Origin of the sequence: Streptomyces boluensis, from assembly GCF_009908195.1 — a bacterium.
GTDB classification, from domain to species: domain Bacteria; phylum Actinomycetota; class Actinomycetes; order Streptomycetales; family Streptomycetaceae; genus Streptomyces; species Streptomyces boluensis.
In genome coordinates this window covers 1-24,489 of sequence record NZ_JAAAHS010000079.1, presented here as the reverse complement: position 1 = coordinate 24,489, position 24,489 = coordinate 1, and the positions used below count along the sequence as shown (strand labels likewise).

General features: G+C 71.7%; 22 protein-coding genes, 1 other RNA gene and 1 pseudogene. 17 read left to right on the top strand and 7 right to left on the bottom strand.

The window, feature by feature from the left end:
- The 8 genes from GUY60_RS13265 to GUY60_RS13230 form a co-directional block, all read left to right on the top strand.
- On the top strand, positions 1 to 797 hold a 797-nt coding region (locus GUY60_RS13265), incomplete at its 5' end, for an N-acetylmuramoyl-L-alanine amidase (RefSeq protein ID WP_161697252.1).
- Positions 798 to 885: 88 nt separating this feature from the next.
- Positions 886 to 1,452 (top strand): hypothetical protein, encoded by a 567-nt coding sequence (locus tag GUY60_RS13260; protein WP_161697250.1) that lies wholly within the window; start codon positions 886 to 888, stop codon positions 1,450 to 1,452.
- 102 nt (positions 1,453 to 1,554) lie between these two features.
- Entirely contained in the window at positions 1,555 to 1,758 is a 204-nt protein-coding gene (locus GUY60_RS13255) for a hypothetical protein (protein WP_161697248.1), read from the top strand.
- A 501-nt stretch (positions 1,759 to 2,259) separates the two neighbouring features.
- Positions 2,260 to 4,473, top strand: coding sequence for an acyl-CoA dehydrogenase family protein (locus tag GUY60_RS13250; RefSeq protein WP_161697246.1), 2,214 nt, complete (start codon positions 2,260 to 2,262; stop codon positions 4,471 to 4,473).
- Between the two features lie 52 nt (positions 4,474 to 4,525).
- Positions 4,526 to 5,719 carry a lipid-transfer protein gene (locus GUY60_RS13245; RefSeq protein WP_161697244.1) on the top strand — a complete coding sequence of 398 codons (1,194 nt, stop codon included), beginning with the start codon at positions 4,526 to 4,528 and terminating at the stop codon, positions 5,717 to 5,719.
- A gap of 95 nt (positions 5,720 to 5,814) precedes the next feature.
- Complete coding sequence (locus GUY60_RS13240) at positions 5,815 to 6,558, top strand: DUF6333 family protein (protein WP_161697242.1); 744 nt, start codon at positions 5,815 to 5,817, stop codon at positions 6,556 to 6,558.
- A 133-nt stretch (positions 6,559 to 6,691) separates the two neighbouring features.
- Complete coding sequence (locus GUY60_RS13235; protein ID WP_161697240.1) at positions 6,692 to 7,537, top strand: DUF6333 family protein; 846 nt, start codon at positions 6,692 to 6,694, stop codon at positions 7,535 to 7,537.
- 144 nt (positions 7,538 to 7,681) lie between these two features.
- Complete coding sequence (locus tag GUY60_RS13230; protein ID WP_161697238.1) at positions 7,682 to 9,112, top strand: MFS transporter; 1,431 nt, start codon at positions 7,682 to 7,684, stop codon at positions 9,110 to 9,112.
- A gap of 100 nt (positions 9,113 to 9,212) precedes the next feature.
- Here the strand turns inward: GUY60_RS13230 and GUY60_RS13225 are convergent.
- Positions 9,213 to 9,644: pseudogene (locus tag GUY60_RS13225) on the bottom strand (response regulator); the annotation flags it as partial.
- Between the two features lie 331 nt (positions 9,645 to 9,975).
- On the opposite strand from GUY60_RS13225, the gene chsH3 reads away from it, so the two are divergent.
- The 3 genes from chsH3 (at position 9,976) to GUY60_RS13210 (ending at position 12,998) form a co-directional block, all read left to right on the top strand.
- On the top strand, positions 9,976 to 10,830 hold the full coding sequence (gene chsH3, locus GUY60_RS13220; protein WP_161697236.1) for an enoyl-CoA hydratase ChsH3: 855 nt from the start codon (positions 9,976 to 9,978) through the stop codon (positions 10,828 to 10,830).
- Positions 10,831 to 10,937: 107 nt separating this feature from the next.
- Positions 10,938 to 12,014, top strand: coding sequence for a Zn-dependent alcohol dehydrogenase (locus tag GUY60_RS13215; protein ID WP_161697234.1), 1,077 nt, complete (start codon positions 10,938 to 10,940; stop codon positions 12,012 to 12,014).
- 42 nt (positions 12,015 to 12,056) lie between these two features.
- The gene (locus GUY60_RS13210) at positions 12,057 to 12,998 is read left to right on the top strand and encodes a 3-oxoacyl-ACP reductase (RefSeq protein ID WP_161697232.1); all 942 of its coding nucleotides are present in this window, start codon (positions 12,057 to 12,059) and stop codon (positions 12,996 to 12,998) included.
- A 137-nt stretch (positions 12,999 to 13,135) separates the two neighbouring features.
- Here the strand turns inward: GUY60_RS13210 and GUY60_RS38215 are convergent, their stop codons facing one another.
- Entirely contained in the window at positions 13,136 to 13,312 is a 177-nt protein-coding gene (locus GUY60_RS38215) for a hypothetical protein (RefSeq protein ID WP_187370005.1), read from the bottom strand.
- A 234-nt stretch (positions 13,313 to 13,546) separates the two neighbouring features.
- Positions 13,547 to 14,902: a hypothetical protein gene (locus tag GUY60_RS13205; RefSeq protein WP_161697230.1), complete on the bottom strand. Its 1,356-nt coding sequence runs from the start codon at positions 14,900 to 14,902 to the stop codon at positions 13,547 to 13,549.
- A 226-nt stretch (positions 14,903 to 15,128) separates the two neighbouring features.
- Here GUY60_RS13205 and GUY60_RS13200 point away from each other — a divergent pair, with 226 nt between their 5' ends.
- The 4 genes from GUY60_RS13200 (at position 15,129) to GUY60_RS13185 (ending at position 19,278) form a co-directional block, all read left to right on the top strand.
- The gene (locus tag GUY60_RS13200; protein WP_161697228.1) at positions 15,129 to 16,178 is read left to right on the top strand and encodes an ABC transporter substrate-binding protein; all 1,050 of its coding nucleotides are present in this window, start codon (positions 15,129 to 15,131) and stop codon (positions 16,176 to 16,178) included.
- 174 nt (positions 16,179 to 16,352) lie between these two features.
- The gene (locus tag GUY60_RS13195; RefSeq protein ID WP_161697226.1) at positions 16,353 to 17,231 is read left to right on the top strand and encodes a Nif3-like dinuclear metal center hexameric protein; all 879 of its coding nucleotides are present in this window, start codon (positions 16,353 to 16,355) and stop codon (positions 17,229 to 17,231) included.
- Positions 17,228 to 17,971 carry a zinc ribbon domain-containing protein gene (locus GUY60_RS13190; RefSeq protein WP_187370007.1) on the top strand — a complete coding sequence of 248 codons (744 nt, stop codon included), beginning with the start codon at positions 17,228 to 17,230 and terminating at the stop codon, positions 17,969 to 17,971. Before GUY60_RS13195 ends, GUY60_RS13190 begins: the two co-directional genes overlap by 4 nt.
- Positions 17,971 to 19,278: a bifunctional RNase H/acid phosphatase gene (locus GUY60_RS13185; RefSeq protein WP_161697222.1), complete on the top strand. Its 1,308-nt coding sequence runs from the start codon at positions 17,971 to 17,973 to the stop codon at positions 19,276 to 19,278. The genes GUY60_RS13190 and GUY60_RS13185 overlap by 1 nt, the downstream gene beginning before the upstream one ends.
- Positions 19,279 to 19,298: 20 nt before the next feature.
- Here GUY60_RS13185 and eda read toward each other — a convergent pair whose 3' ends face one another.
- Positions 19,299 to 19,922 (bottom strand): bifunctional 4-hydroxy-2-oxoglutarate aldolase/2-dehydro-3-deoxy-phosphogluconate aldolase, encoded by a 624-nt coding sequence (eda, locus tag GUY60_RS13180; protein WP_161697220.1) that lies wholly within the window; start codon positions 19,920 to 19,922, stop codon positions 19,299 to 19,301.
- Positions 19,923 to 20,071: 149 nt separating this feature from the next.
- The gene (gene yaaA / locus GUY60_RS13175) at positions 20,072 to 20,872 is read right to left on the bottom strand and encodes a peroxide stress protein YaaA (RefSeq protein ID WP_161697218.1); all 801 of its coding nucleotides are present in this window, start codon (positions 20,870 to 20,872) and stop codon (positions 20,072 to 20,074) included.
- A 143-nt stretch (positions 20,873 to 21,015) separates the two neighbouring features.
- Here yaaA and GUY60_RS13170 point away from each other — a divergent pair, with 143 nt between their 5' ends.
- Positions 21,016 to 22,461 carry an RNB domain-containing ribonuclease gene (locus GUY60_RS13170; protein ID WP_161697216.1) on the top strand — a complete coding sequence of 482 codons (1,446 nt, stop codon included), beginning with the start codon at positions 21,016 to 21,018 and terminating at the stop codon, positions 22,459 to 22,461.
- On the opposite strand, the gene GUY60_RS13165 is transcribed toward GUY60_RS13170, so the two are convergent.
- Both GUY60_RS13165 and GUY60_RS13160 read right to left on the bottom strand, forming a co-directional pair.
- Positions 22,406 to 23,065 carry a hypothetical protein gene (locus GUY60_RS13165; RefSeq protein WP_161697214.1) on the bottom strand — a complete coding sequence of 220 codons (660 nt, stop codon included), beginning with the start codon at positions 23,063 to 23,065 and terminating at the stop codon, positions 22,406 to 22,408. The two genes, GUY60_RS13170 and GUY60_RS13165, sit on opposite strands and share 56 nt — an antisense overlap.
- Positions 23,066 to 23,070: 5 nt before the next feature.
- Positions 23,071 to 23,880, bottom strand: coding sequence for a MerR family transcriptional regulator (locus GUY60_RS13160; protein WP_161697212.1), 810 nt, complete (start codon positions 23,878 to 23,880; stop codon positions 23,071 to 23,073).
- Positions 23,881 to 23,975: 95 nt separating this feature from the next.
- Between GUY60_RS13160 and rnpB the strand changes: the two genes are divergently transcribed.
- An RNA gene (gene rnpB / locus GUY60_RS13155) (RNase P RNA component class A) lies at positions 23,976 to 24,379 on the top strand.
- Positions 24,380 to 24,489: the final 110 nt, after the last annotated feature.

Sequence of the window (24,489 nt, the reverse complement as noted above, 5' to 3'; positions counted from 1 at the left end):
GGCCGGGGCCGGGGCCGGTGTCGAGCGGTTCCGCCGGGGGCGCCAAGAACCCGGGCACGGAGGAGCCGGAGCGCCCGGCATCCCCCTCGAAGTCGCCCTCGAAGTCGCCGTCGGCCGATGGCGGTGTGCTGGCCGGCAGGACGGTCGTGATCGACCCGGGCCACAACCCGAACAACCGCGATCACACCGCCGACATCGCCCGCCTCGTCGACATCGGTACGAACAAGAAGGAATGCGACACCACGGGTACGGCCACCAACAACGGCTACAGCGAAGCGGAGTTCACGCTCGACCTGGCCCGCAAGCTCCGCGCCCTCCTGGAGAAGCAGGGGGCGACGGTGAAGTTCACCCAGGACGGTGACCGTTCCTACGGCCCCTGTGTGGACGAGCGCGCCCGGATCGGCAACGAGGCCGACGCCGACGCGGTGATCTCCCTGCACGCGGACGGCTCGGGCGTGGGCAACCGTGGCTTCCACGTGATCGTGCCGGGCAAGGTCGACGCGGGCGCGGCGGACACGGGCGCGATCGTCGCCCCGTCCCGCGACCTGGGCACACGGATCGCGGGCAGCTTCGTACGGAGCACCGGAACCGCCCCGTCCAACTACATCGGCGACGGCACGGGCCTCGACACCCGCACCGACCTCGGCGGCCTCAACCTCTCCACGGTCCCGAAGGTCTTCATCGAGTGCGGCAACATGCGCGACCCGAAGGACGAGGCGCTGCTGACGAGCGCCGAGTGGCGGGGGAAGGCGGCGAAGGGGATCAGCTCGGGGCTGGTCGGGTTTCTTCGTAAGTGAGGTAGCCGCGAGGCGTCTCCTCGGCCTTCGACACTTCGGCCAGGAACTGGCTGTTGGCCCCGAGCCGGCTGAAGGGAGAGGCGTCAAAGTGCGCGTCGATCAGCAACATGTCTCGGAGTGGATTGAGCGCCACGGCGCGCGAGTCCTCCCTGTCGAGGAATCGGCGCGATTTCATGAGGTGCTCCTCCGGTTTCCCTGGAGTGCGAGCCATGTGCGGTGGAGTGAGGTTCCACATCGGGCGATCGAACTTCCGGAGGGCGGTGCGTGGGGTGAGTGGGGGGAGTTCCAGAGGGCGTTCAAGGGCTCGCCCGTCGGGAGCCACGATTTCCTCTTCCTCATGTACGGCCCCGGAGAGCCCGGACTGTTGTGCCGGGTGGCTGACGGAATCGAGGATTTGGATCTCCTTTACTCGAGTGCTCCCGGGCCCCGCTACTTTTGCGGAGCGGACGCGACCGAGACGGGACTGATCCTGTTCTTTGAGGATTTCGCTGAGTACGACGGAGCGTTCACCGTGGTCGCTCGCTTGACGGGTGGCGGATTCCGCCAAGGAGTCGGCGTTCCGACCGGCGTTCCGACCGGCGTTCCGACCGGCGTTCCCACCGTCGATCCCGCCGCCCTCGTCGCGGCCGTAAAGCGGGGTGCGGGGCTCCGGTGAACAGCATGTGAAAGGTGGGGAGTTGGGGGATTCCTGTGCTGTGTGGGCGTGATTGTGTCTAGGGGCACGACTTCCCACCACACACGAAGGACACTCATCACCATGAGCGAGACCTCGCGCATCGAGACCGCCGAGATAGCCGACGCCGACCTGGACAACATCGCGGGTGGCCTGTCCGTCGGTGGCGACGTGGAGGGCCTGAAGGCCAACTTCGCGCAGGGCCCCAACGGTCTGCCCGTGCTGACCGACGGCTCCATCGACTCCGTCTCGATCACCGTCAAGGACATCCCGCTGGGTCTGAGCTAGGCACCGCCTGACTCCGGTCTCTGCGCCTTGCGCTTACGTCGGCCCCCGGGAGCTCTCGTTCCGGGGGCCGACGCGTGCGGCGCCCGTGACACGCACCCTCACGGCGTCCACGTCACATCGTCGATCGCCAGGAACGGTTCCGCCTCCGGGGCCACCCGAGGGCCGGCCGCCACCCGGCGGGCCAACTCCGCGTCCGTCAGGGCGAATCGGGCCTACTAGGACGACGCCGACGCCAGCCGCTCGCAGAGCCGAGCCGTGTCCCGCTCGCCCCACAGGCCGGCGACACCACCGCCCCGTAGAGCTCGGCCGGGCCCGCGCCCATGCTGCCGGGGCTCGGGCACTCGCCGATCGTGGAGGGCCCGGAGCGGACGGCCGTACCGCTGCTCGGCTTCGCCCGGACGGTGGCCGGCCGGCAAGCGGCCGACAGTCGACCGGCAACCGGTCAACAAGCGACTTCATCTGACCTTCCGTCAGATTGAAACGTGTTCTAGTGTGCCCCGCATGGGCATCGGAAGCATCGGAATCACCGAACAGCAACGAGAGTTGGCCGACGCCGTGCGGGGCTGGGTCGGCCGGGCCGTACCGACCGAGGAGACGCGCAAGCTGCTCGACGCCCCGGGCGGAGCGGCCGGGCGGCCCGCGTACTGGGACGGGCTCGCCGGGCAAGGGCTGCTCGCGCCGCATCTGCCGGAGGAGTACGGGGGAGGGGGAGGTGACCTCGTCGATCTCGCCGTCGTCCTCGAAGAGGCCGCGCGGGCCGCGCTTCCCGGGCCGTACCTCGCCAACGCCCTGACCGCCACCGTCCTGCACCGGGCCGAACAGCGGGAACTCACCCGGCAGTTGGCCGGTGGCGAGCGGATCGGCGCCGCCGCACTGGGCGCCGGCACGCTCACCGCCGTGGCCGACGGCGACGGATACGTGCTCGACGGCACCGCACCGCCCGTGCTCTCCGGCGCCGAGGCCGACCTGCTGCTCCTCGCCGCCGAATCCGCGACCGGCACCCTATGGGTGGCCGTCGACACCGAAACCGTCACCACGCGCGTGCACGACAGTGTCGACCCGACCCGGCCCACCGCCGAGGTCAGCGCCGCCCAGGTGCACGTGCCCCGCGCGCGGGTCCTCCAAGGCGTCGACACCGCCCTCGTACGCGACCTCGCCGCCGCCCTGTACGCCGCCGACGCCTGCGGCACCGCCGACTGGGCGTTGCGCACCGCGGCCGAACACGCCGCGGTGCGCGAGCAGTTCGGGCGGCCCATCGGACAGTTCCAGGGCATCAAGCACCTCTGTGCCGACATGCTCGTACGGGTCGAGCAGGCGCGGGCGCTCGCCTGGGACGCCGCCCGCGCCGCGGCCGAGGACGAGGACGTACGCGGGCTCGTCGCCGCCCTCGCCGCCGGGACCGCACTCGACGCCGCCCACTCCTGCGCCAAGGACTGCATCCAGGTGCTCGGCGGCATCGGCTTCACCTGGGAGCACGACGCGCATCTGTATCTGCGGCGCGCCCTCGTCGCCCGGCAGTTGCTCGGCACGGGGGACAGCCACCGCGCGCGTGCTGTGCGTTTTGCCGAAACCGGCGCCCGTAGAGAGCTCCGCCTCAGCCTTCCGGCGGAGGCGGACGCGTACCGGGAGCAGGCGCGCACCGTGATCGAGGGGGCGCGCGGGCTCGACCCCGGCGCCGCCCGCCGCGCCCTCGCCCCCACCGGCTACGCCGCCCCACACCTGCCCGCGCCCTACGGACTCGGCGCCGGTCCGGTCCAACAGCTCGTCGTACAGGAGGAGTTGAAGGCCGCCGGGGTCAAGGTCAGCGACCTGGGCATCGCCACCTGGGTGGTGCCCTCGCTCCTCGCGTACGGGACCCGGGAACAGCAGGAGCGGTACCTCGCGCCGACGCTGCGCGGCGAGGTGCTCTGGTGCCAGCTGTTCTCCGAGCCGGAGGCCGGGTCCGACCTCGCATCGCTGCGCACCCGTGCCGAGCGGCTCGACGACGGGCGCTGGCGGATCAACGGGCAGAAGGTGTGGACGAGCGCCGCCCAGTGGGCCCACTACGGGATCCTGCTCGCCCGTACCGACCCCGAAGCCCCCAAGCACAAAGGGCTGACCTACTTCCTCGTCGACATGAAGGCCGCGACTTCTCAAGCGGGCAACGGCATCGACGTCCGGCCGCTGAAGGAGATCACCGGGGACGCCCTGTTCAACGAGGTGTACTTCGACGATGTCGTGCTGCCCGCCGACGCCGTGGTCGGCGAAGTGAACGACGGCTGGCGCGTCGCCCGCAACACCCTCGGCAACGAACGCGTCCACATGGCCGACCAGTTGACCTTCGACACCGGCCTCGAAGCGCTCATCGGCCGCGCCGCCGACCTCGACGGCGCCTGCCGCGCCCGGATCGGCGCACTCGCCGCCGAGGCGCACGCCCTCGCCAGCATCGGCCTGCGCACCACCATGCGCCAGGTCGCCGGGGCCGAGCCCGGCGCCGGGGCGTCCATCAGGAAACTCGTCCAGACCCCGCACCAGCAGAAGGTGGCCGAGCTGGCCCTCGAACTGCTCGGCCCGGCCGGTGCCGTACGCGAGGGCGCGGGCGAGCGGGCCGTGCACGGGTTCCTGATGTCCCGCTGCCTGACCATCGCGGGCGGCACCACACAGGTGCAGCTCAACGTCGTCGCGGAGCGGCTCCTCGGGCTGCCCCGAGACCCCGAGCCGCGCCCCCTCATCTGACCCCACGCCCTGACCCCACGCCACGACCCCACGCCACGGACCGGAGGCTGTTGTGAAGACGTACATCGTCGGTGTCGGCATGACCAAGTTCGAGAAGCCCGAGACGCGCGACTGGCAGTACTGGGACATGGCCAAGGAGGCCGGCACCAAGGCTCTTGAGGATGCCGGGATCCCGTACGAGAAGGTCGAGCAAGTGCCCGTCGGGTACTGCTTCCAGGCGTCGACGGCCGGGCAGCGCGCCGTGTACGAACTGGGCCTGACCGGCGTGCCGGTCTACAACGTGAACAACAACTGTGCGACCGCGTCCACCGCCCTGATGATGGCCCGGCAGTTCGTCGCGGGCGGGCTCAACGACTGCGTACTGGCGCTCGGTTTCGAGAAGATGGCGCGCGGGGCGCTCGGTGGCGGTGCGGACGGCGGCGACTTCAAGACCTCGCCCGTCGCCCGGCATTACGGGATCATGGCCGAGCGGCACGGCTTCGAGATGAGCCCGCCCACCGCGCAGATCTTCGGCGACGCGGCCCGCGAGCACATGGAGCTGTACGGCACCACCGAGGCGCAGCTCGCGGCCGTCGGCGCCAAGAACCACCGGCACTCGGCGAACAATCCGTACGCCCAGTTCCAGGACGTGTACACGGTCGACGAGGTGCTCGCCGCCAAGACCATCCACCGGCCGCTCACCAAGCTCCAGTGCTCGCCGACCTCGGACGGCGCCGCCGCGGCCGTCGTCGTCTCGGAGCGCTTCGTGGACCGGCACGGCCTCGGCGACCGGGCCGTGGAGATCACCGGCCAGGCCATGACGACCGACACCGGCGCCTCCTTCGACTCCGGTTCCTGTATCGACGTGGTCGGCAAGCCCATGTCGAAGGCGGCCGCGGCGCGCGTCTACGAGGAGTCGGGCGTCGGTATTGAGGACGTCGACGTGATCGAGCTGCACGACTGCTTCTCCATCAACGAACTCCTCACGTACGAGGCGCTCGGCCTGTGCGGGGACGGCGAGTCGGGCAAGCTCGTCGAGTCCGGCGCGACCACGTACGGCGGGCGTTGGGTGGTCAACCCGTCCGGCGGCCTGATCTCCAAGGGCCACCCGCTCGGCGCGACCGGCCTCGCCCAGGCCGCCGAACTGACCTGGCAGCTCCGCGGCCAGGCGGGCGCCCGGCAGGTCCCCGGCGCGCGGGTCGGCCTCGCGCACAACATCGGGCTCGGCGGGGCGGCTGTGGTGACGATGCTGCGGCGTGCCGACTAGGGTCTGAACCAGGGGGCCCAGGGCTCCCCTAGGGGGCTCAACTAGGGGGAAAAGGTGGGCCGTTGATTGTCAGTGGCGGTCGTTAGGGTCTGCTCATGACTGAAACCGCTGCCACTTCTTCCTGGTGCACGCCCGCTGACGAGGCTGACGAGGAGGTCGCGTACTACGGGGAGTACTGCCTGACCGTCGTGCGGCATGTCGGAACAGGCCCGGCCGCTTCCGGCGTGCCGCATGATGCCGGGCTGCCCGCGCACGACCCGGTCGCGGCCCGCCGCTTCGCCGAGTCCTTCGGCACGATAGAGAAGGTCGTCGACGACCTGGGGACGGTCTCGGCGACCGAGGGCTTCGTGGCGGAGACCCGCGCGGACCTGGAGCTGGTGCGGGTCGGCTGCTGGGGCGACGTCATCGAGATCACCGATCCCGGCCTGATTCCCAGCGGCTACGGCACCTTCCCGGTGGACGAGGAGGCGGATGCCCTGGCCGAGCGCTTCCCCGACGCGGTCGTCATCGCTTCCTGCAGCATCGACTACAACATGCCGTACGGCGCCTGGAAGATCATCCACCCAGGCGGAGCCCGGCTGTTCGTGTCCGACAGGGCCAAGGAGGGCGAACAGGACGTCGAAGGCTCTGTGGCCGACGTGGTCAACGCCTTCGGCATCACCGCACAGGACTTTGCCGATGAGGACCTGGACGAGTACTTCCACTGGGACGGGCTCTGCGACCTCGCCCTGGGCAAGGTCAGCCCACTGCTCCGGGAGGGCCGGGAGCTGTCGGTGTTCCGTGTCGCCCACACCGAGGACGCGCTCGCGGACATGGAGGAGATGCTTCTGGGGGACTGAGGGAACTGAGGGCGCAGACGGGGATTTTCAGGGGCCGCTGGATGCGGGCCATTACCTGGGGGAGCGTAGGGGGCGCCAACTGGCGTGGATGAGCGGCCAGTTGATTGTCAGTGGTGGTCGCTACGGTTTGCTCATGACCGAGAACGCCGCTGAAGGCGCCGCCAGTTCGCCCTGGTACCTGCCCGCCGATACGGAGGTCGCGTACTACGGGGAGTACCAGCTGACCGTCGTACGCCATGCCGGAAGCCGTGCCGGAAGCCATGCCGGAAGCCATGCCGGAAGCCATGCCGGAAGCCGTGCCGGAAGTCGTGCTGGGAGTGGTGCCGGAAGTGGTGGGCCCGCTTCCGGCGTTGCGCACGACGCCCGGCTGCCCGCGCACGACCCGGCCGCCGCCCGCGCCTTCACCGAAGCCTTCGGCACCGTGGAGAAGGTCCTCGCCGACCTGGGGACCGTCCCCGCGACAGAGGGCTTCATGGCGGAGACCCGCGCGGACCTGGAGCTGGTCCGGGTCGGCTGCTGGGGCGACGTCATCGAGATAGCCGACCCCGGCCTGGTCCACTGCAACGGCGGCTTCCCGGTGAACGACGAGGCGGAAGCCCTGGCCGAGCGCTTCCCCGACGCGGTCGTCATCGCCTCCTGCACCATCGACTACAACATGACGTACGGCGCGTGGAAGATCATCCACCCAGGCGGAGCCCGGGTGTTCGCGGCCGGCTGGGCCGGGGAGGACGACTGGGACTTCGACGGCTCCGTGGCCGACGTGGTCACCGCCTTCGGCATCACCGCGCGGGACTGCGCCGAGGCGGACGTCGACCTGGACGAGAAGGTCAGGAGCTTCTACTGGGGAGGGCTCTGCGACCTCGCCCAGGCCAAGGTCAGCCCCCTGCACCGGGCCGGGCGCGAGCTCTCCGTGTTCCGGGTCGCACATACCGAGGAGGCGGTCGCGGACATGGAGGAGATCTGGCTGGGGGACGACTGAGGGCGCGGTCGTACGTGAAGGGCGCACGCGTAGTCGTACGCGAACTCCCCCGCCGCCCACGCGAGGCCTAGTCCCCGCGACCGAGACCGATGTACGCCGATACCCCGATGCATCCCGCACCCCCGCCCTGAGAGCATGGCCGTCATGGTCCAAACGCCGTCCGACACTTACATAGCCCCCCGCACCGCCAAGAAGGCCGCACCGCTCTGGGCGGTCATGCTGGCCGCCTGCGCGGGACAGTTCCTCGTCGTCCTCGACGTGTCCGTGGTGAACACCGCGCTGCCGTCGATGCGAGCCGACCTGGGCATGAGCGCCATCGGTCTGCAGTGGGTGGTGAACGCCTACTCGATCGCGTTCGCCGGGTTCATGCTGCTCGGCGGCCGGGCCGGGGACCTCTTCGGGCGGAAGCGGATGTTCCTCGTCGGCCTGGGCCTGTTCACCCTGGCCTCCCTCGCGGGCGGGCTCGCGCAAGCCGACTGGCAGTTGCTCGCCGCCCGCTCCGCCCAGGGACTCGGCGCAGCGATCCTCGCCCCGTCGACGCTCACGATCCTCACGTCGGCGGTGCCCGAAGGGCCCGCGCGGGTACGGGCGATAGGCACCTGGTCCGCGGTCGGCGCGGGCGGCGGCGCGGCCGGTGGGCTCGTCGGCGGGGTCCTCACCGACCTGCTGTCCTGGCGCTGGGTGCTGCTGATCAACGTGCCGATCGGCGTGCTCGTCCTCACCGCGGGCGTGCTCTGGCTCAGCGAGAGCCGCTCCGGCCAGGCCCGCCGCCTCGACCTGCCGGGCGCGGTGCTCGTCACGGCCGGCCTCGCCACCCTCGCGTACGGCATCGTGCAGACCGAGGCCGAGGGCTGGACGGCGAGCGCGACCCTGGTGCCGCTGGTCGCGGGCCTCGTACTGCTGCTCCTCTTCGTCCTCGTGGAGGCGCGGACGCGGGTGCCGTTGATGCCGCTGAAGCTGTTCCGGGTGCGCTCGGTGTCCGCGGCCAACGTGTCGATGTTCATCTGCGGCGGCGCCATGTTCGCCATGTGGTTCTTCATGACGCTGTACGCGCAGAACGTCCTGCACTACTCGCCGTTGAAGGCCGGACTCGCGCTCATCCCGTCCTCGCTGACCATCGTCCTCGGCTCCAAGGTCGCCCCGCGCCTGATGCCCGTGCTCGGTGCCAAGAACGTGTCGATGCTCGGCATCCTGATCGCCGCGACGGGCTTCGGCTGGCAGTCGACGATGACGGCCGACGGCGACTACGTCACGTCGATCATGCTGCCCGGCATCGTGATGATGCTCGGCGCGGGCCTCGCCTCGACGCCGCTCGCCTCCCTCGCCACCTCGGGCGCGGCACCCGGCGACGCGGGTCTCGTCTCCGGCCTCATCAACACCTCCCGCACGATGGGCGGCGCGCTCGGCCTGGCCGTGCTCTCCACCGTCGCGGCGTCGACGACGGCCGGTTCCACACGGCCCGAGGCCCTGGCCGAGGGGTACGCGGCGGCGTTCCGTACCAGTGGCTTCATCCTGCTCGCGGGCGTTGTCGTCATGCTCCTGTGGATGCCACGCGCCGAACGCCGCACCGGCTGACCGGCCACGACGGAGGCGGAGGCGGACCAGGCCTCCCGCCCGGTCAGTTGCCCGTACCCGTACGAGAAGCGGCACCCGTACCCGTATCTGTATCCGTACGCGAAGCCGCGGCGAGGGCCGGGTCGATGACCGTCTCGCCGCGCAGGACCTGACGGATCGCCTCCGCGAGCTCGCCCACCGGCCCGTCCTTGACGAGGAAACCCGCCGCGCCCGCGTTCATGGCCCGATCGAGCGCGCCGGGCCTGGCGGAGGTCGTCAGGATCAGGACCTTGCAGTCCGGGCACTCGGCGCGCAGCTCCGCCGCCACGTCCGGGCCGTCGCGGACCGGCAGTTCGAGGTCGAGCAGCGCCACATCGGGCCGTACGGACAGCGCCTCGGCCACGACCCGGTCGCCCGTCGCGACCTGGGCGACGACCTCGATGTCCGGCTCCATGCCGAGCCGCAGGGCAAGCCCGCCGTGCATGCCGTGGTCCTCCGCGAGGAGGACGCGCACGCTCGTCGAAGGGCGGTGGTCGCGGGGCATCTCGTTCATGCGGTCACCCTAAGGACGGGCACCGCCGTCGGACGCGACCCGCGCCGGACCGTTCCAGGCCGTTCCCGGCCGTTCACGACAGTCGATCTGACATTGCGTCAGGAATGCGCCGGAGGAGTCTTCCCAACGGCACAGCGCTGCGTTATACATGGTGACCACCGGCCTAGAACGCGTTCTAGAACGGACGGGTCGGCCGGTCACATAACGACCTCGGCGCGGTCGACGGTGCGGACGGCCGCGCCGAGGTCTTGCTTGTACGCCGCCACGACAAGGACCTGTACGCCGCCACGACAAGGACCCGTACGCCGCCACCACAAGGAGCCGCGTCCCCATGCCCATTGATGCCGCAAAGGCCGTAGCTGCCGAGCCCCGCAGTACCGACATCGCCTGGGGTCACAAGGACATCCAGCTCTACCACCTGGGCCTCGGCGCCGGACTGCCCGCCACCGACCCTGACGAGCTGCGCTACACCCTGGAGTCCAAGCTGCACGTGCTGCCCAGCTTCGCGACCGTCGCGGGCGGCGGGATGGCCGTGGCCGGGGGTCTTTCCGCGCCCGGCGTCGATGTGAACCTCGCGCATGTGCTGCACGGCGGCCAGACCGTCACCCTGCACCGGCCGATCCCCGTGGCGGGCAAGGCCGTTCAGACCTCGACGATCCCGGCGGTGTACGACAAGGGCAAGGCCGCCGTCATCGTGATGCGCTCCGAAGTGGCGGACGACGAGGGCCCGTTGTGGACCTGCGACACCCAGATCTTCGTACGCGGCGAGGGCGGCTTCGGCGGTGAGCGCGGCCCGTCCGCCCGCCGGGAGCGGCCGGACCGCGCGCCCGACCGGGTCGAGGAGCGGACGGTCCGCGAGGACCAGGCACTCCTGTACCGGCTCTCCGGCGACTGGAACCCGCTGCACGCCGACCCCGAGTTCGCGAAGCTCGCCGGGTTCGACAAGCCGATCCTGCACGGACTGTGCACCTACGGGATGACCCTCAAGGCGGTCGTCGACACGGTGCTCGGCGGCGATGTGTCCCGGGTGCGGTCGTACACCACGCGGTTCGCCGGGATCGTCTTCCCCGGCGAGACGCTGCGGCTGCGCATGTGGCAGGACGAGGGCCGCGTCCAGGTCGAGGTCACCGCGGCCGACCGGGACGACGCACCGGTCCTCGCGGACACCGTGGTCGAGCACAACTGACGTACCGGCGCACCGATTTGGCGTACGAGCCGCACTGATCCGGCGTACGAGCCGCACCGATGTGGCGTACGAGGCGAACCGATTTGGCGTACGAGAGGAGCCGCACCATGCGCGCAGCCGTACTGCACGAGATAGGCCAGGACAAGCTGGAGGTCCTCGACGATGTCGAGGCGGTGGGGTTCGGACCCGGCAGGGTCAGGATCCGGGTACGGGCCACCGGCCTGTGCCACTCGGACCTCTCCGCGATGAGCGGCGTCTTTCCGCAGCCCGGACCGTTCGTGCCGGGCCACGAGGGCGCCGGGGAGATCCTCGACGTCGGCGACGGCGTCACGCACGTCAAGCCGGGCGACCGCGTCCTGGTGTGCTGGCTGCCCGCGTGCGGCATCTGCCCCGCCTGCAAGCGCGGCCAGAGCCACCTCTGTCTGGCCGGGTTCATGAACGCGGGCGTGCCCAACTTCAAGCGCCCCGCCGGTGATGTGTTCGGCTTCGCGGGCACCGGCACGTTCGCCGAAGAGGTCGTCGTGGACGCCAAGAGCGCGGTGCCCATCCCCGACGACGTGCCCTTCGACGTGGCCGCGCTGATCGGCTGCGGCGTGACCACGGGGCTCGGCGCGGCCGTCAACACCGCTGATGTGAAGGCCGGTTCGTCGGTCGCCGTGATCGGCTGCGGCGGCGTCGGGATCTCCGCGATCCAGGGCGCGCGGCTCAAGGGCGCCGCGCAGATCGTCGCCGTCGACCCGGTCGAGGCGCGGCGCGAGGCGGCCCTCCGGTTCGGCGCCACCGAGGCGGTCGCGCCGGACGCCCTCGACGACGCCAAGCAGCGCGTCACCGCGGGCGAGGGCTTCGACTACGTCTTCGAGGTCGTCGGCAAGTCCGCCACCGCGCGCACCGCGTATGAGACGACCCGCCGCGGCGGCACCCTGTGCGTGGTCGGCGCGGGCGCGCTCGACGACTTCTTCCAGGTCAATATGTTCGAGCTGTTCTTCGACGAGAAGCGGATCCTGCCCTCCATGTACGGCGGCGGCGACGTCCTCACCTCGTACGAACGCGCCATCGCGCTGTGGCGGGCGGGCCGGATCGACCTGGAGGGCCTGATCACCCACCGGGTGCCGCTCGCCGGGATCAACGACGCGCTCGACCAGATGCGCAGCGGCGAGGCGCTGCGCACCTGCATCGAACTCTGAGCCGCGACGGCTCCTCAACTCCTTTACTGCGGAAGGACTTTGATGTCACAGCCACTTGCGGGCCTGTCCGCGATCGTCACCGGCGCGGGCCGCGGCCTCGGCCGGGCCGAGGCCCTTGAGCTGGCCCGGCTCGGCGCGAGCGTCGTCGTCAACGACTTCGGGCAGCCCGGCAGGGACGGTTCCGGCGAGGCCTCCGCCGCGCCCGCCGAGGAGGTCGCCGCCGAGATCCGTGCCGCGGGCGGCCAGGCCGTCGCGCACCTCGCCGACGTCGCGGACCATGAACAGGCCCGCGCGCTCGTGCAGTTGGCGATCGACACGTACGGAAAGCTCGACATCCTGGTCAACAACGCGGGCATCCTGCGGGACCGGATGATCTTCTCCATGGCCGAGGACGAGTGGGACTCGGTGATCCGTGTCCACCTCAAGGGTCACTTCAACACCACGCACTTCGCCGCGGTGCACTGGCGGGCCCGCTCCAAGGAGTCCGGCGGCCCGGTCTACGGGCGGGTGATCAACACCTCGTCGGAGGCGTTCCTCGCGGGCTCGGCGGGGCAGCCCAACTACGCGGCGGCCAAGGGCGGCATCGTGGGCCTCACCACGTCCACGGCGCTCGCCCTCGGCAAGTACGGGGTGACCGCGAACGCGATCTGCCCCCGCGCCCGTACGCGGATGACGGAGGACGTCTTCGCCGGCTTCAACGAACCCACCGCCGGTGAACTCGACCCGCTGGCCCCGGAACACGTGGCCCCGCTCGTCGGCTACCTCGCCGGACCGGCCGCGGCGAAGGCCAACGGACAGCTGCTCGTCGTGCACGGCGGCATCGTCGCGATCGTCGAACGCCCCAAGGTGGCCGCCAAGTTCGACACCGCCAAGGAGGCCTTCTCGTACGAGGAGCTCGACGAGTTGCTGTCGCCGTACTACGCGGAGCGGCCGCCGAACGAGACGTTCGCGGCGGCGGAGGTGCTCGGCCTCAAGAAGGGCTAGCCGGCTGTCACTTGCTGTGTCACTTCCTGGCCGGGAAGTGTCTTTACGCGGCGGTGGCCACGCATGCCGAAGGGCCGTATCCGGAAAGCGGATACGGCCCTTCGGTGCTGCTCGGTTCCGTGTTGCCCGGCGGCGGTTCAGGCCGCTTCCGAGCGTCGTTCCTGGGACGGCTTGCGGTGCTTGCCGCGCGGCGCGGGAGCGTTCTCCGGAACGTCCTGCACGGAGACCTGGCCCCGGTGCCTGCCGTACCCGCTCTGCTCCGCACCGGCGTCCGGAGTGTTCAGCCCCGTCGGCACGTTGCTGTTCTCGGTCATGGGAAAAACGTCACCCCGTAAGAAGATCGTCAAAGGACAGCCGGGCGAGTCTAACCGTCCTGAAAGCGGTGCACGCCCCGCTCACGTAACGGGTTGTGGCACGCCTTCGTAACGGTTCGGAAGCCGTCCCCGCCACGCCGGACGAGCCCTTTGCGTCCCGGCTCGCGCCCTGTTCCGAACCCCGCCCGAGAGCCGTTTCCGGCACCGCGCGGGAGCCGATTTCCGTGCTGCGGATCACGTCCGGCTGGTGGCCCGGGGGAGCGCGAGCTGTCCGGTGCGCGAGGCCTGTTGCAGCGGCACCGGACGCGGCGCCGCCACGGGCTCCGGTACGGGGTCGGGCGTGGGCTCGGGTTCCCTCGGCGGCGGCGCCGGGAGCTGGGCCACACCGCAGGGCTCGAGGCCGGTGGCGTACGGGAGTTGGAGCACTCCGTCGGTTGTCCACAGGCCGGATCCGGCCAGCCAGCCGGTGGGCGCCGCGAAGTGCTGGACCCGTCGTTCCATGGGCCGCCACAGACCGATCCAGGTACCCGCCGCGCCGTCGACGCGCAGCGCCACCGCGCAGTGCTCCGGCATGAGGGCCTGCCCCGGCTGGATCGCGAACGGCGTCACCGCGCAGTCCGCGAGCCGCAGGCACTCCGGGAACCGCACCGGCAGCGTCGAGCCGAGCACACCCCAGCCGAGCCGGTCGTGTCCCGCGGCGTCGGAGCGGACCAGGATCAGACCGCTGGCCGCGTCCGCGAGCAGCAGCCGGTCGTTGCTCTCCTCGGTGATCTGCAGCAGCGCCGAGACCTCGCCGCCCCGCTCCAGGTCCACGGCGACCGTCTTCGTACGGCCGTCGAGTTCCTGGTCCACGGCGAGCATGCGGCCCGCGCGGTCCAGCCAGACGCCGCCGGTGCAGCGGCCGGGCAGTTCGGCGAGGTGCTCGGGGCCGAAGGCGCCGCCCGCGACCAGCCAGAGCGCGGTGGAGCGCGGGCCGACGGCGAGGGCGTACGCGTGCGAGCCGATCGGGGAGGGCGGCAGAAGGCGCAGCCGGGTCGACTCGACGGCGCCGAGCGGGAGTTCACCGGTGCCGGGGCCCGTCGGGTAGAGGAGGGAGAACAACTGCCGCCCCTCGACGGCACGTTGGACGAGCACCCGGCCGTCGGCCATCGGCAGCACCCCGGTGTCGTACTCCTCGGGCTGGCCCACGGGGAGCGGCACGGCGTAGGGCTCGGGCCCGTCCAGGGTCCACCGCTCGGCACACCACGCGTCCCCGCTGTCGCCGTACGGGGCGAGCCGCGCCGCGTACCCGCCGTCCGCGGTGATCGGGAACGGGTCGCGGGGGACTACGGGGACGTGCGGGGTGTGGTGGGCCGCGGGGGGCTCGGGTCCTTCCGGTCCTTCGGGTGCGCCCTCGGGGGAGTCCGTCGTGGCGGGGTCCCGCGCCGTGGCGTCCGCCGGGGCAGGGTCCGTCGGGGCCGCCGCGTCCGGGGGGTCCTCGGCGCGGTCGTCCGTCGGGGCGTGGTCCTTGAGCGCGGTCTCCGTGGTGGGGTCGTCGCCGGTCGCGCTCGCGCCGGTCGCGGTCTCGGTCGCACAGGCCGTCGTCGTCATGAGTGAGCTGTCACCTCCGGCGAAGAAGCTAGTTTTCGCACGCGCTGCCGTGGCACCTGCTGCCGTCCGCTTCACGCATAAGGGTGGCCATATCCAGATTCGCCTGAGAAAGGCGTGGTGTCTGTGCTGAACGGGACGTGGCTTAAGGTAAGGGCCACCTAAGTTCCACCTGGTCTTCCTCGGGGCCCTCCGCACGCTCCGGGGCCCTTTTCACGCTGGAGTACAGATGTCCGTACGACGCCGCGGCACCGCAGCCGTCGCTCTCGCCGTCGCCGCCTCGCTGTCCCTCGCGGCCTGCGCGGGCGGCGACGCCGGCTCGGGCCAGGGCGCCGGGAAGGCCAAGGACGGCAGCGGCAGCAAGTCCGTCGCGCAGGGCGGCGAGGACTTCGCCGCGGCGGCCGAGAAGACCGCCGGGATGGGCACCGAGGCGAAGCCCGGCCAGTTCCCGCGCACCATCGAGCACGCCCTCGGCGAGACCGAGCTGAAGGCCAAGCCGAAGCGGGTCGTCGTCCTGGACGTGGGCGAGCTCGACAACGTCGTGTCCCTCGGCATCAAGCCCGTCGGCTACGCCCCCACCGAGGGCGACGACGGCATACCCGGCTACCTCGCGAAGGACGCGGGCAGCCCCAAGGACGTGGGCACCATCAACGCCCTCAACCTGGAGGCCATCGCCGCCCTCAAGCCCGACCTGATCCTCGGCAGCGAGCTGCGCGCCGCGAAGATGTACCCGCAGCTCTCCAAGATCGCGCCGACCGTGTTCTCCATCCGTCCGGGCTTCACCTGGAAGGAGAACTACCTCCTCAACGCCGCCGCACTTGACGAGCAGGCCGAGGCGAAGGACCGCCTCGCCGCGTACGAGAAGAAGGCGGAGCGGCTCGGCGCGGACATCGAGAAGCGCGGCGAGAAGCCGACCGTCACGATGCTGCGCTACATGCCCGGCATGATCCGGCTGTACGCGAAGGCCTCGTTCATCGGCACGATCCTCGACGACGTCGGCGTACCGCGCCCGAAGAACCAGCGGATCGAGGACCTCGCCACCGAGGTCAGCCCGGAGAAGATCGACGAGGCCGACGCCGACTGGATCTTCACCGGTGTCTACGGCGACGCCGAGAAGACCGACCGGGCCAAGGCCGAGGACAACCCGCTCTGGAAGAAGCTCGGCGCCGTCGAGAAGGGCCAGGCGAAGAACGTCCCGGACGAGACCTGGTACCTCGGCCTCGGCGTGACCGCGGCCGACGAGGTGCTCGGCGACCTGCGCGGGTACCTGGCCCCCTGAGCGGGAGCGGGGCTGGGCTGAGCGGGCTGTCGGCGGTTCAACCCAGCCCGTCCGGCGTTTGAGGACGAGCGCGTCAGCGCGATGGAGCGGGGGTCTGGGGGCGCAGCCCCCGGATGCGCCTGCCCCGGACAGCGCCCAGTGATCGGACGACGGAAGGCCAGGTAGCCTAAACCCGTGCCCCGTCTGTCTGAAGTCATCGCCGCCCTCGACGCCCTGTGGCCCCCGGAGCGCGCCGAGCAGTGGGACGCCGTCGGCACGGTCTGCGGCGACCCGCAGGCCCGGATCCAGCACGTGCTGTTCGCCGTCGACCCGGTCCAGGACACCGTCGACGAGGCGGTGCGTCTGGGCGCCGACCTGCTGATCACCCACCACCCGCTCTACCTGCGCGGTACGACGACGGTCGCGGCCACGCATTTCAAGGGCCGCGTCGTGCACGACCTGATCAGGAACGACATCGCCCTGCACGTCGCGCACACCAACGCCGACACCGCCGACCCCGGTGTCTCCGACGCCCTCGCCGGCGCCCTCGACCTGCGCATCGTGGGTCCGCTCGTGCCGGACACCACGGACCCGGCGGGCCACCGCGGCCTCGGCCGGATCTGCGAGCTCGACCACCCGCTGACGGTGCGCGAGTTCGCGGCGCACGCGGCGAAGCGGCTGCCCGCCACCGCGCAGGGCATCCGCGCGGCGGGCGACCCGGACGCGGTGATCCGTACGGTCGCGGTGAGCGGCGGCTCCGGCGACAGCCTCTTCGGTGCCGTCCGCGCGGCGGGCGTGGACGCGTTCCTCACCGCGGACCTGCGCCACCACCCGGCCTCCGAGGCCACCCAGGCCGCCACGTTCGCCGAGGGCCCGCTCGCGCTGTTCGACGCCGCGCACTGGGCCACCGAATGGCCCTGGTGCGAGCAGGCCGCCGCCCAGCTCGACGAGATTTCCGACCGTCACGGATGGGACCTGCGGGTCCATGTCTCGAAGACGGTCACCGACCCCTGGACCGCCCACGCGGCGTCGTCCGCCCCCGCACCCACCGACTCATCTGGAGCCCCCAACTGAACGCCGCGCCCGCCGACCAGATCCGACTCCTCGACGTCCAGGCCCTCGACGTACGCCTGCAGCAGCTCGCGCACAAGCGCAAGTCGCTGCCCGAGCACGCCGAGATCGAGTCGCTCACCAAGGACCTCACGCAGCTGCGTGACCTGCTCGTCGCCGCGCAGACCGAGGAGAGCGACTGCGCCCGCGAGCAGACCAAGGCCGAGCAGGACGTGGACCAGGTGCGCCAGCGCGCCGTCCGCGACCAGCAGCGCCTCGACTCCGGCGCCATCACCTCGCCGAAGGACCTGGAGAACCTCCAGCGCGAGATCGCCTCGCTCGCCAAGCGCCAGGGCGACCTGGAGGACGTGGTCCTGGAGGTCATGGAGCGCCGCGAGTCCGCGCAGGAGCGGGCGGGCGAGCTGTCCGGACGCGTCGCCTCCGTGCAGTCGAAGATCGACGACGCCACCGGCCGCAGGGACGCCGCCTTCGAGGAGATCGACGGCGAGGCGACCACGGTCACCAAGGAGCGCGAGGTCGTCTCCGCCTCGGTCCCGGCCGACCTCCTGAAGCTCTACGACAAGCTGCGCGTGAAGGAGGGCGGCGTCGGCGCGGCCCGGCTGTTCCAGCGCCGCTGCGACGGCTGCCGCATCGAGCTCAACATCACGGAGCTGAACGAGGTCCGTTCCGCACCCGCCGACGCGGTCGTGCGCTGCGAGAACTGCCACCGCATCCTGGTGCGTACGTCGGAGTCCGGCCTGTAATGAGCACGGCGCGGCAGTTCGTCGTCGAGGCCGACGGCGGGTCCCGGGGCAATCCGGGACCCGCGGGGTACGGCGCGGTCGTCATCGACGCCCAGAGCGGCGAAGTCCTGGCCGAGGCCGCCGAGTTCATCGGCGTGGCGACCAACAACGTCGCGGAGTACAAGGGCCTGATCGCCGGTCTGACCGCCGCGCACAGCCTCGACCCGCAGGCCGAGGTCGCCGTCCGCATGGACTCCAAGCTCGTCGTCGAGCAGATGTCGGGCCGCTGGCAGATCAAGCACCCGGACATGCGCCCGCTCGCCGCCGCGGCCCGCGCGGTGTTCCCGCCCGGCCGGGTCACGTACGAGTGGATCCCGCGCGCGGAGAACAAGCACGCCGACCGGCTCGCCAACGAGGCGATGGACGCGGGCAAGCGCGGCGAGCAGTGGAGCCCGGACCGGTCCACCGCCCAGCTCGACGCCCAGGACGCCCGCGCGGCCCGCAAGGTCGCGAGCGCCCCTGAGCCCACGGGCCCGCCCGGCGACGCCTCGGCCGGAGCGGCCAAGGCCCGCGCGGCACTTGCCGGTTCACGCACGGAGCCGAGTACGGAGTCCGGTACGGGTTCGGGTACGGAGGCTTCTCCGGGCGGTGTGACTGTGGCCGGTACGGAGACGCCCGCCGCCGGCTGGTCCGCGCCCGCCGATCTCGGTACGCCCGCCACGCTGGTGCTGCTGCGGCACGGCGAGACCGCGCTCACGCCGGAGAAGCGGTTCTCCGGAAGCGGCGGCTCCGACCCTTCGCTCTCGGCCGCGGGCCGTGCCCAGGCCGAGCGGGTCGCCGCGGCCCTGGCGGCGCGCGGCACCATCCAGGACATCGTCAGCTCTCCGCTGCGCCGCTGCCGCGAGACCGCCGACGCGGTCGCCGCCCGCCTCGGCCTCGACGTACGGGTCGAACCCGGCCTCAGGGAAACGGACTTCGGAGTCTGGGAGGGCCTGACCTTCGGCGAGGCCAGGGAGCGTTACCCGGACGAGCTGGACGCCTGGCTGGCCTCACCGGACGCGGCACCGCCTGGCGGCGAGTCCTTCGGCGAGGTCACCGAGCGGGTCGCGGCCGCCCGCGACGAGCTGGTCGCGCGGTACGCGGGGCGTACGGTCCTGCTCGTCACACACGTCACGCCGATCAAGACGCTGGTCCGGCTCGCGCTCGGGGCGCCGCCGGAGTCGCTGTTCCGGATGGAGCTCTCGGCGGCCTCGGTCTCGGCCCTCGCGTACTACGCGGACGGGAACGCCTCGCTGCGGCTCCTCAACGACACGTCCCACCTGCGCTGAGCCGCTGGTCAGTTGAGGGTTCAGTCCCGTACGGCCGCGGCCTCGCGGGCCAGGCGCTCGACCCGGCCCCAGTCCTTCGCGGCGACCGCGTCGCCCGGAAGCATCCAACTGCCGCCCACACAGCCGACGTTCTTCAGCGCCAGGTACGAGGGCGCCGAGGCGGGCGTGATGCCGCCGGTCGGGCAGAACCGGGCCTGGGGGAGCGGACCGGCGAGCGACTTGAGGTAGGCGGTGCCGCCCGCGGCCTCGGCCGGGAAGAACTTCATCTCGGTGACCCCGCGTTCGAGCAGGGCGACGACCTCCGACGTGGTGGACACACCGGGCAGGAACGGCACGCCGGACGCCTTCATCGCGTCCAGGAGCGTGTCCGTCCAGCCGGGGCTGACCAGGAAGCGGGCGCCCGCGTCCACCGAGTCCCGTACGTTCGCCGGAGAGATCACGGTGCCCGCGCCGACCACGGCGTCCGGCACCTCGGCGGCGATGGCGCGGATCGCGTCGAGGGCGGCGGGGGTCCGCAGCGTCACCTCGATCGCGGGCAGCCCGCCCGCGACCAGCGCCCGAGCGAGCGGCACCGCGTCGGCGGCGTCCTCCACGACGACGACGGGCACGACGGGGGCGAGGTCCAGGACAGAACGCGAAGTCATGCGCCCCATCCTGCCGCTACCGTGCAGCATGCGCAAAAGGCGTTGCGCATGCTGCAATCGGCTGCTTTCGGGGGTGCGCCTCAGCTGCTTTCGAGGGTGCGCCTCAGTGGATCTCCGTCGCGATGCTCAGTGGATCTCTGTCGCGATGCTCAGTGAATCTCCGTCACGATCACATCGAGCTGCCACGCCTTCCCGGCCTTCGCCGGAGCCTGAGCCTCCACCATGTACCCGAGGTCCCGCAGCACCCCCGCAAGGTCGGCGGGCGACGCGGGCTGCGCGCCGGCCTGCAGCAGGTCGCGGACGATCCGGCCCTTGGTCGCCTTGTTGAAGTGGCTCACCACGGACCGCTTCTCCACCCCGTCGACCAGCTGCGAGTGCAGCACCCGCACGGTCGCGGTCCGCTCCGCCACCTCGCCCTTCGGCTTCCACGCGCTCGCGTACGCCGACGAGCGCAGGTCGAGCACCAGGCCGCTCCCCGCGGCCTCGGGCAGCACATCGGCCATGGCCGTGCGCCAGTACGCGTTCAGGGCGCCGAGCCCCGGCAGCTTCACGCCCATCGAGCAGCGGTACGACGGAATCCGGTCGGTGACGCGCACCGCGCCCCAGAGTCCGGAGAACACGAGCAGCGCCTTCGCGGCCCGCCGCTTCGCCGCCGCGTCCAGGGTCGCCAGGCCCAACGAGTCGTACAGGACGCCGGTGTAGATCTCCCCGGCGGGCCGCGCACCGGCGGTCCGCAGCTCGGTGTTCTTGCCGACCTCGCCGCGCAGCCCCTCGCTCAGGCCGAGTACCTCGCGCGCCTTCTCCTCGTCGGCGGCGCACAGCTCCACGAGCTCGTCGAGCACGGCCTGCCGGGCCTCGCTCAGGCCCGGCAGCGAGAGCCCCTCGACCTTCAGCGGCGCACCCCGCCCGGAGGCGGCCTTTCCCTCGGACGGAGGCAAGAGCACGAGCACGGCGGGTTCTCCTTCAGCGGCGGTACGAGACGGGGGTGCGGCCCCCGCCGAGCGTAACGGCCGCCGCCCGCAGGCCCACTCCCGGCCGGGACGAAGCCCTGGAGAAGGGGAGGAAACGGGCGGGACGAAATACGCTCACACACATGCCCCGCCGCCATCTGCACGTGCCCCCCACCACGGAGGCGACCCCGCTGCGCGCCGCCCTGCGCGAGCTGCGCACGAGCCTCGACGTACCGGAGGCCTTCCCGGCCGACGTGCTCGCCGAGGCGGAAGCGGCCGCGCGCGCACCCCGGCTGCCCGACGAGGACGCCACCGACATCCGCTTCTTCACCATCGACCCGCCCACGTCGACCGACCTCGACCAGGCCATGCACCTGTCCCGCAGGAAGGGCGGCGGCTACCGCGTCCGGTACGCCATCGCCGACGTGGCCGCCTTCGTCACCCCCGGCGGCGCCCTCGACAACGAGGCGCACGCGCGCGTGGTGACCCTCTACTTCCCCGACGAGAAGGTGCCGCTGCACCCGCCACTGCTCTCCGAGGGCGCCGCGAGCCTGCTCCCGGACCAGGACGTACCGGCGCTCCTGTGGACCATCGACCTGGACGCGGACGGCCGCCGCACCGAGATCGACGTACGCCGCGCCCTGGTCCGCAGCCGCGCCAAGCTCGACTACGACGGCGTGCAGAAGGCCATCGACGGCGGCACCGCCGAGGAACCGCTCGCCCTGCTCAAGGACATCGGGCTGCTGCGCGAACAGCAGGAGATCGAGCGCGGCGGCATCTCCCTCAACGTCCCCGAGCAGGAGATCGTCGAACGCGACGGCCACTACGCCCTCGCCTACCGCGCCCCGCTCCCCGCCGACGCCTGGAACGCCCAGATCTCCCTGCTCACCGGCACCGCCGCCGCCGACCTGATGCTCGGGTACGGCACCGGAGTCCTGCGCACCCTTCCTGCCGCCCCCGACGGCGCCGTGGGACGGCTGCGCCGCGCCGCGACCGCCCTGCGCGTGGACTGGCCGCACCACGTCCCGTACGCCGACCTGCTGCGCGCCCTCGACCCGCGCGAACCCCGGCACGCGGCCTTCCTCCAGGAGTGCACGACGCTGCTGCGCGGCGCGGGCTACACCGTGTTCACCGACGGCGAGCTGCCCGACCCGCGCGTGCACGCCGCCGTCGCCGCCCCGTACACGCACTGCACGGCCCCGCTGCGCCGCCTCGTCGACCGGTACACCGGTGAGCTCTGTCTGGCGGCGGTCGCGAACGAGCAGGCGCCTGAGTGGGTACGCGCCGCCCTGCCCGAGCTGCCCAAGGAGATGGCCGACGGCACCCGGCGGGCCAACACAGTGGAGCGCGAGTGCGTCGACATCGTCGAGGCCGCGCTGCTCAGGGACCGCGTCGGGGAGGTCTTCGACGCGATCGTCGTCGACGTGAAGGAGCACGAACCGGCCGTCGGCACCGTGTACTTGGAGGACCCCGCGGTGGTCGCCCGGATCGAGGGCGGCACCGCGGACCTGCCGCTCGGCGAGCGGCTGCGGGTCAAGCTGACGCAGGCCGACCCGGGAGCGGCGAAGGTGCTGTTCGCCCCGGAGTGACCGCGCCCCGGACGGCGGCCACCAGGCCCTGCGGATCGTCGGCGTGGAACCGCACCGCCGACGTCACCTCCACCCGCCGCCCCAGCGGCCGCGCGAACGTCACCGGCGCCGCAAGCTCCACGCACACCGTGCTCTGCGCGCCGACCAGCAGGTCCACGCTGCCGTCCGGGTGCTCCTGTACGCGCTTGCCGGTCGGGAAACGCCGCTCCACGCGCGCGTGCCGGATCGCCCCGGCCGGCACGTGCAGGTCGAGGAGATGCCCGTACCGGATGCGCAGCGCACCGTCGGCGGCCACCACATGCGGACGGGTCACACAGGCCGCGTGCAGGGCGAGCACCTGGAGCACCGTGTACACGTCGAGGAACAGCACGACCGCGTGCACCGCCGGCCACGGGATGAGCACCGCAAGGGCGACCGTCTCCAGCACCGCCACGAACAGCAGCCCGAACAGCATCGCCGTCTGCGGCGAGGTGTACGCCATCGGGCGCGCCCCCTCCGCGACCCCGTGCCGCCGCCGCACCACCCACAGCAACAGGCTGTGCATTCCGCGCACTTCGAGCACGGTCAGCCTGCGCAGAACGTCCAAAGACCTGGCCGGTCCCATCTCCCTCAACCCCCGTCCGCGCGCCGCGCGCGCTCCGTCAGCGCCGCGATCATGCGGCGTACGACCTCGGCCTGTGCCGGTGCGAAGTCCCCGAGGAACGCCTCCCCGAAGTCACCCCGTACCGCCTGCTCCGCGTCGCCCTCGCTCATCAGACGCAGCAGCTCCGCGGGCATGGCGGCGGCGAGTTCGGCGCCGAGCGGGGCGATCCGCGGGTCGTCCGCGGGGGCGTCGGCGAGCTCGTCGAGGCGCCGGTACATCCCCTCGACCCGGCGCACGAACTCCGGATCATCGGCCAACGGCCGCAGCGCGGCGAGCAGTTCACCACGACGACCGTCCGTGCCCCCGTCCCCGTCTCCGTTCCCGATCATCGAGTCGAACAGCGCCAGATGCTGCCGGTCCTTCGCGGCCATCGGTGAATCGCTCGGCCCGAACGCGGCGAAGATCCGGCCGAGCTCCGGCGACACGGGCCCCTCCGGCGGCAGTTCACCGGCCCGCGCCCGGTCGAGCAGCTCCGCGAGCCGCGCCCGCCGCTCCCGCACGGCGGCCTCCTGCCGCGCCAGATCCCCGTCCAACTCCTCAAGGACCTCTACGAGTTCACGCCCGGCGTCGTCCGCGAGCACGTCCTTGACCTCGGCGAGCCCGAGCCCGAGTTCGGTCAGGCGTCTGATCCGGGCCAGCTCGACGGCGTGCCGCAGGCCGTACGCGCGGTACCCGTTGGGGCGCCGCTCGGGCTCGGGCAGCAGGCCCAGCTGGTGATAGTGGCGCACGGCCCGCGAGGTGACTCCGGCGAGCGCGGCGATCTCTCCGATCCGCATGACCTCAGTAGAAACCTTGACGCTGCGGCAAGGTCAAGCAAGGTCGAGCGACGTTCCGTGCCTCAGGCGGCAGGTAGCATGGTCGGCACGGCGGACGAGCCGGCCGGGCGGTCGCGGCGAAGGTCTTCGGACCTTTTCCGAGGAACGTCCGGGCTCCACAGAGCAGGGTGGTGGGTAACGCCCACCCGGGGTGACCCGCGGGACAGTGCCACAGAAAACAAACCGCCCAGCACTCTGGTGCTGGGTAAGGGTGAAACGGTGGTGTAAGAGACCACCAGCGCCTGAGGTGACTCAGGCGGCTAGGTAAACCCCACCCGGAGCAAGGTCAAGAGGAGTGCTGTAAAAGGCACTCTGCGCGGATGTTCGAGGGCTGCCCGCCCGAGTCCGCGGGTAGACCGCACGAGGCTCGCAGCAATGCGGGTCCCAGATGGATGACCGCCTCCCCGGCCACCGCAAGGCGCCCGGGAGACAGAACCCGGCGTACAGGCCGACTCGTCCGCCGCCCCTACGCATGAGCATGGCTGAGCCCCGCATCCGCGCGAAACGGATGCGGGGCTCAGCGCGTTCAGGCCGCCGGGGCCGGGACGGGCTGCGGCGCGACGGCAGGGT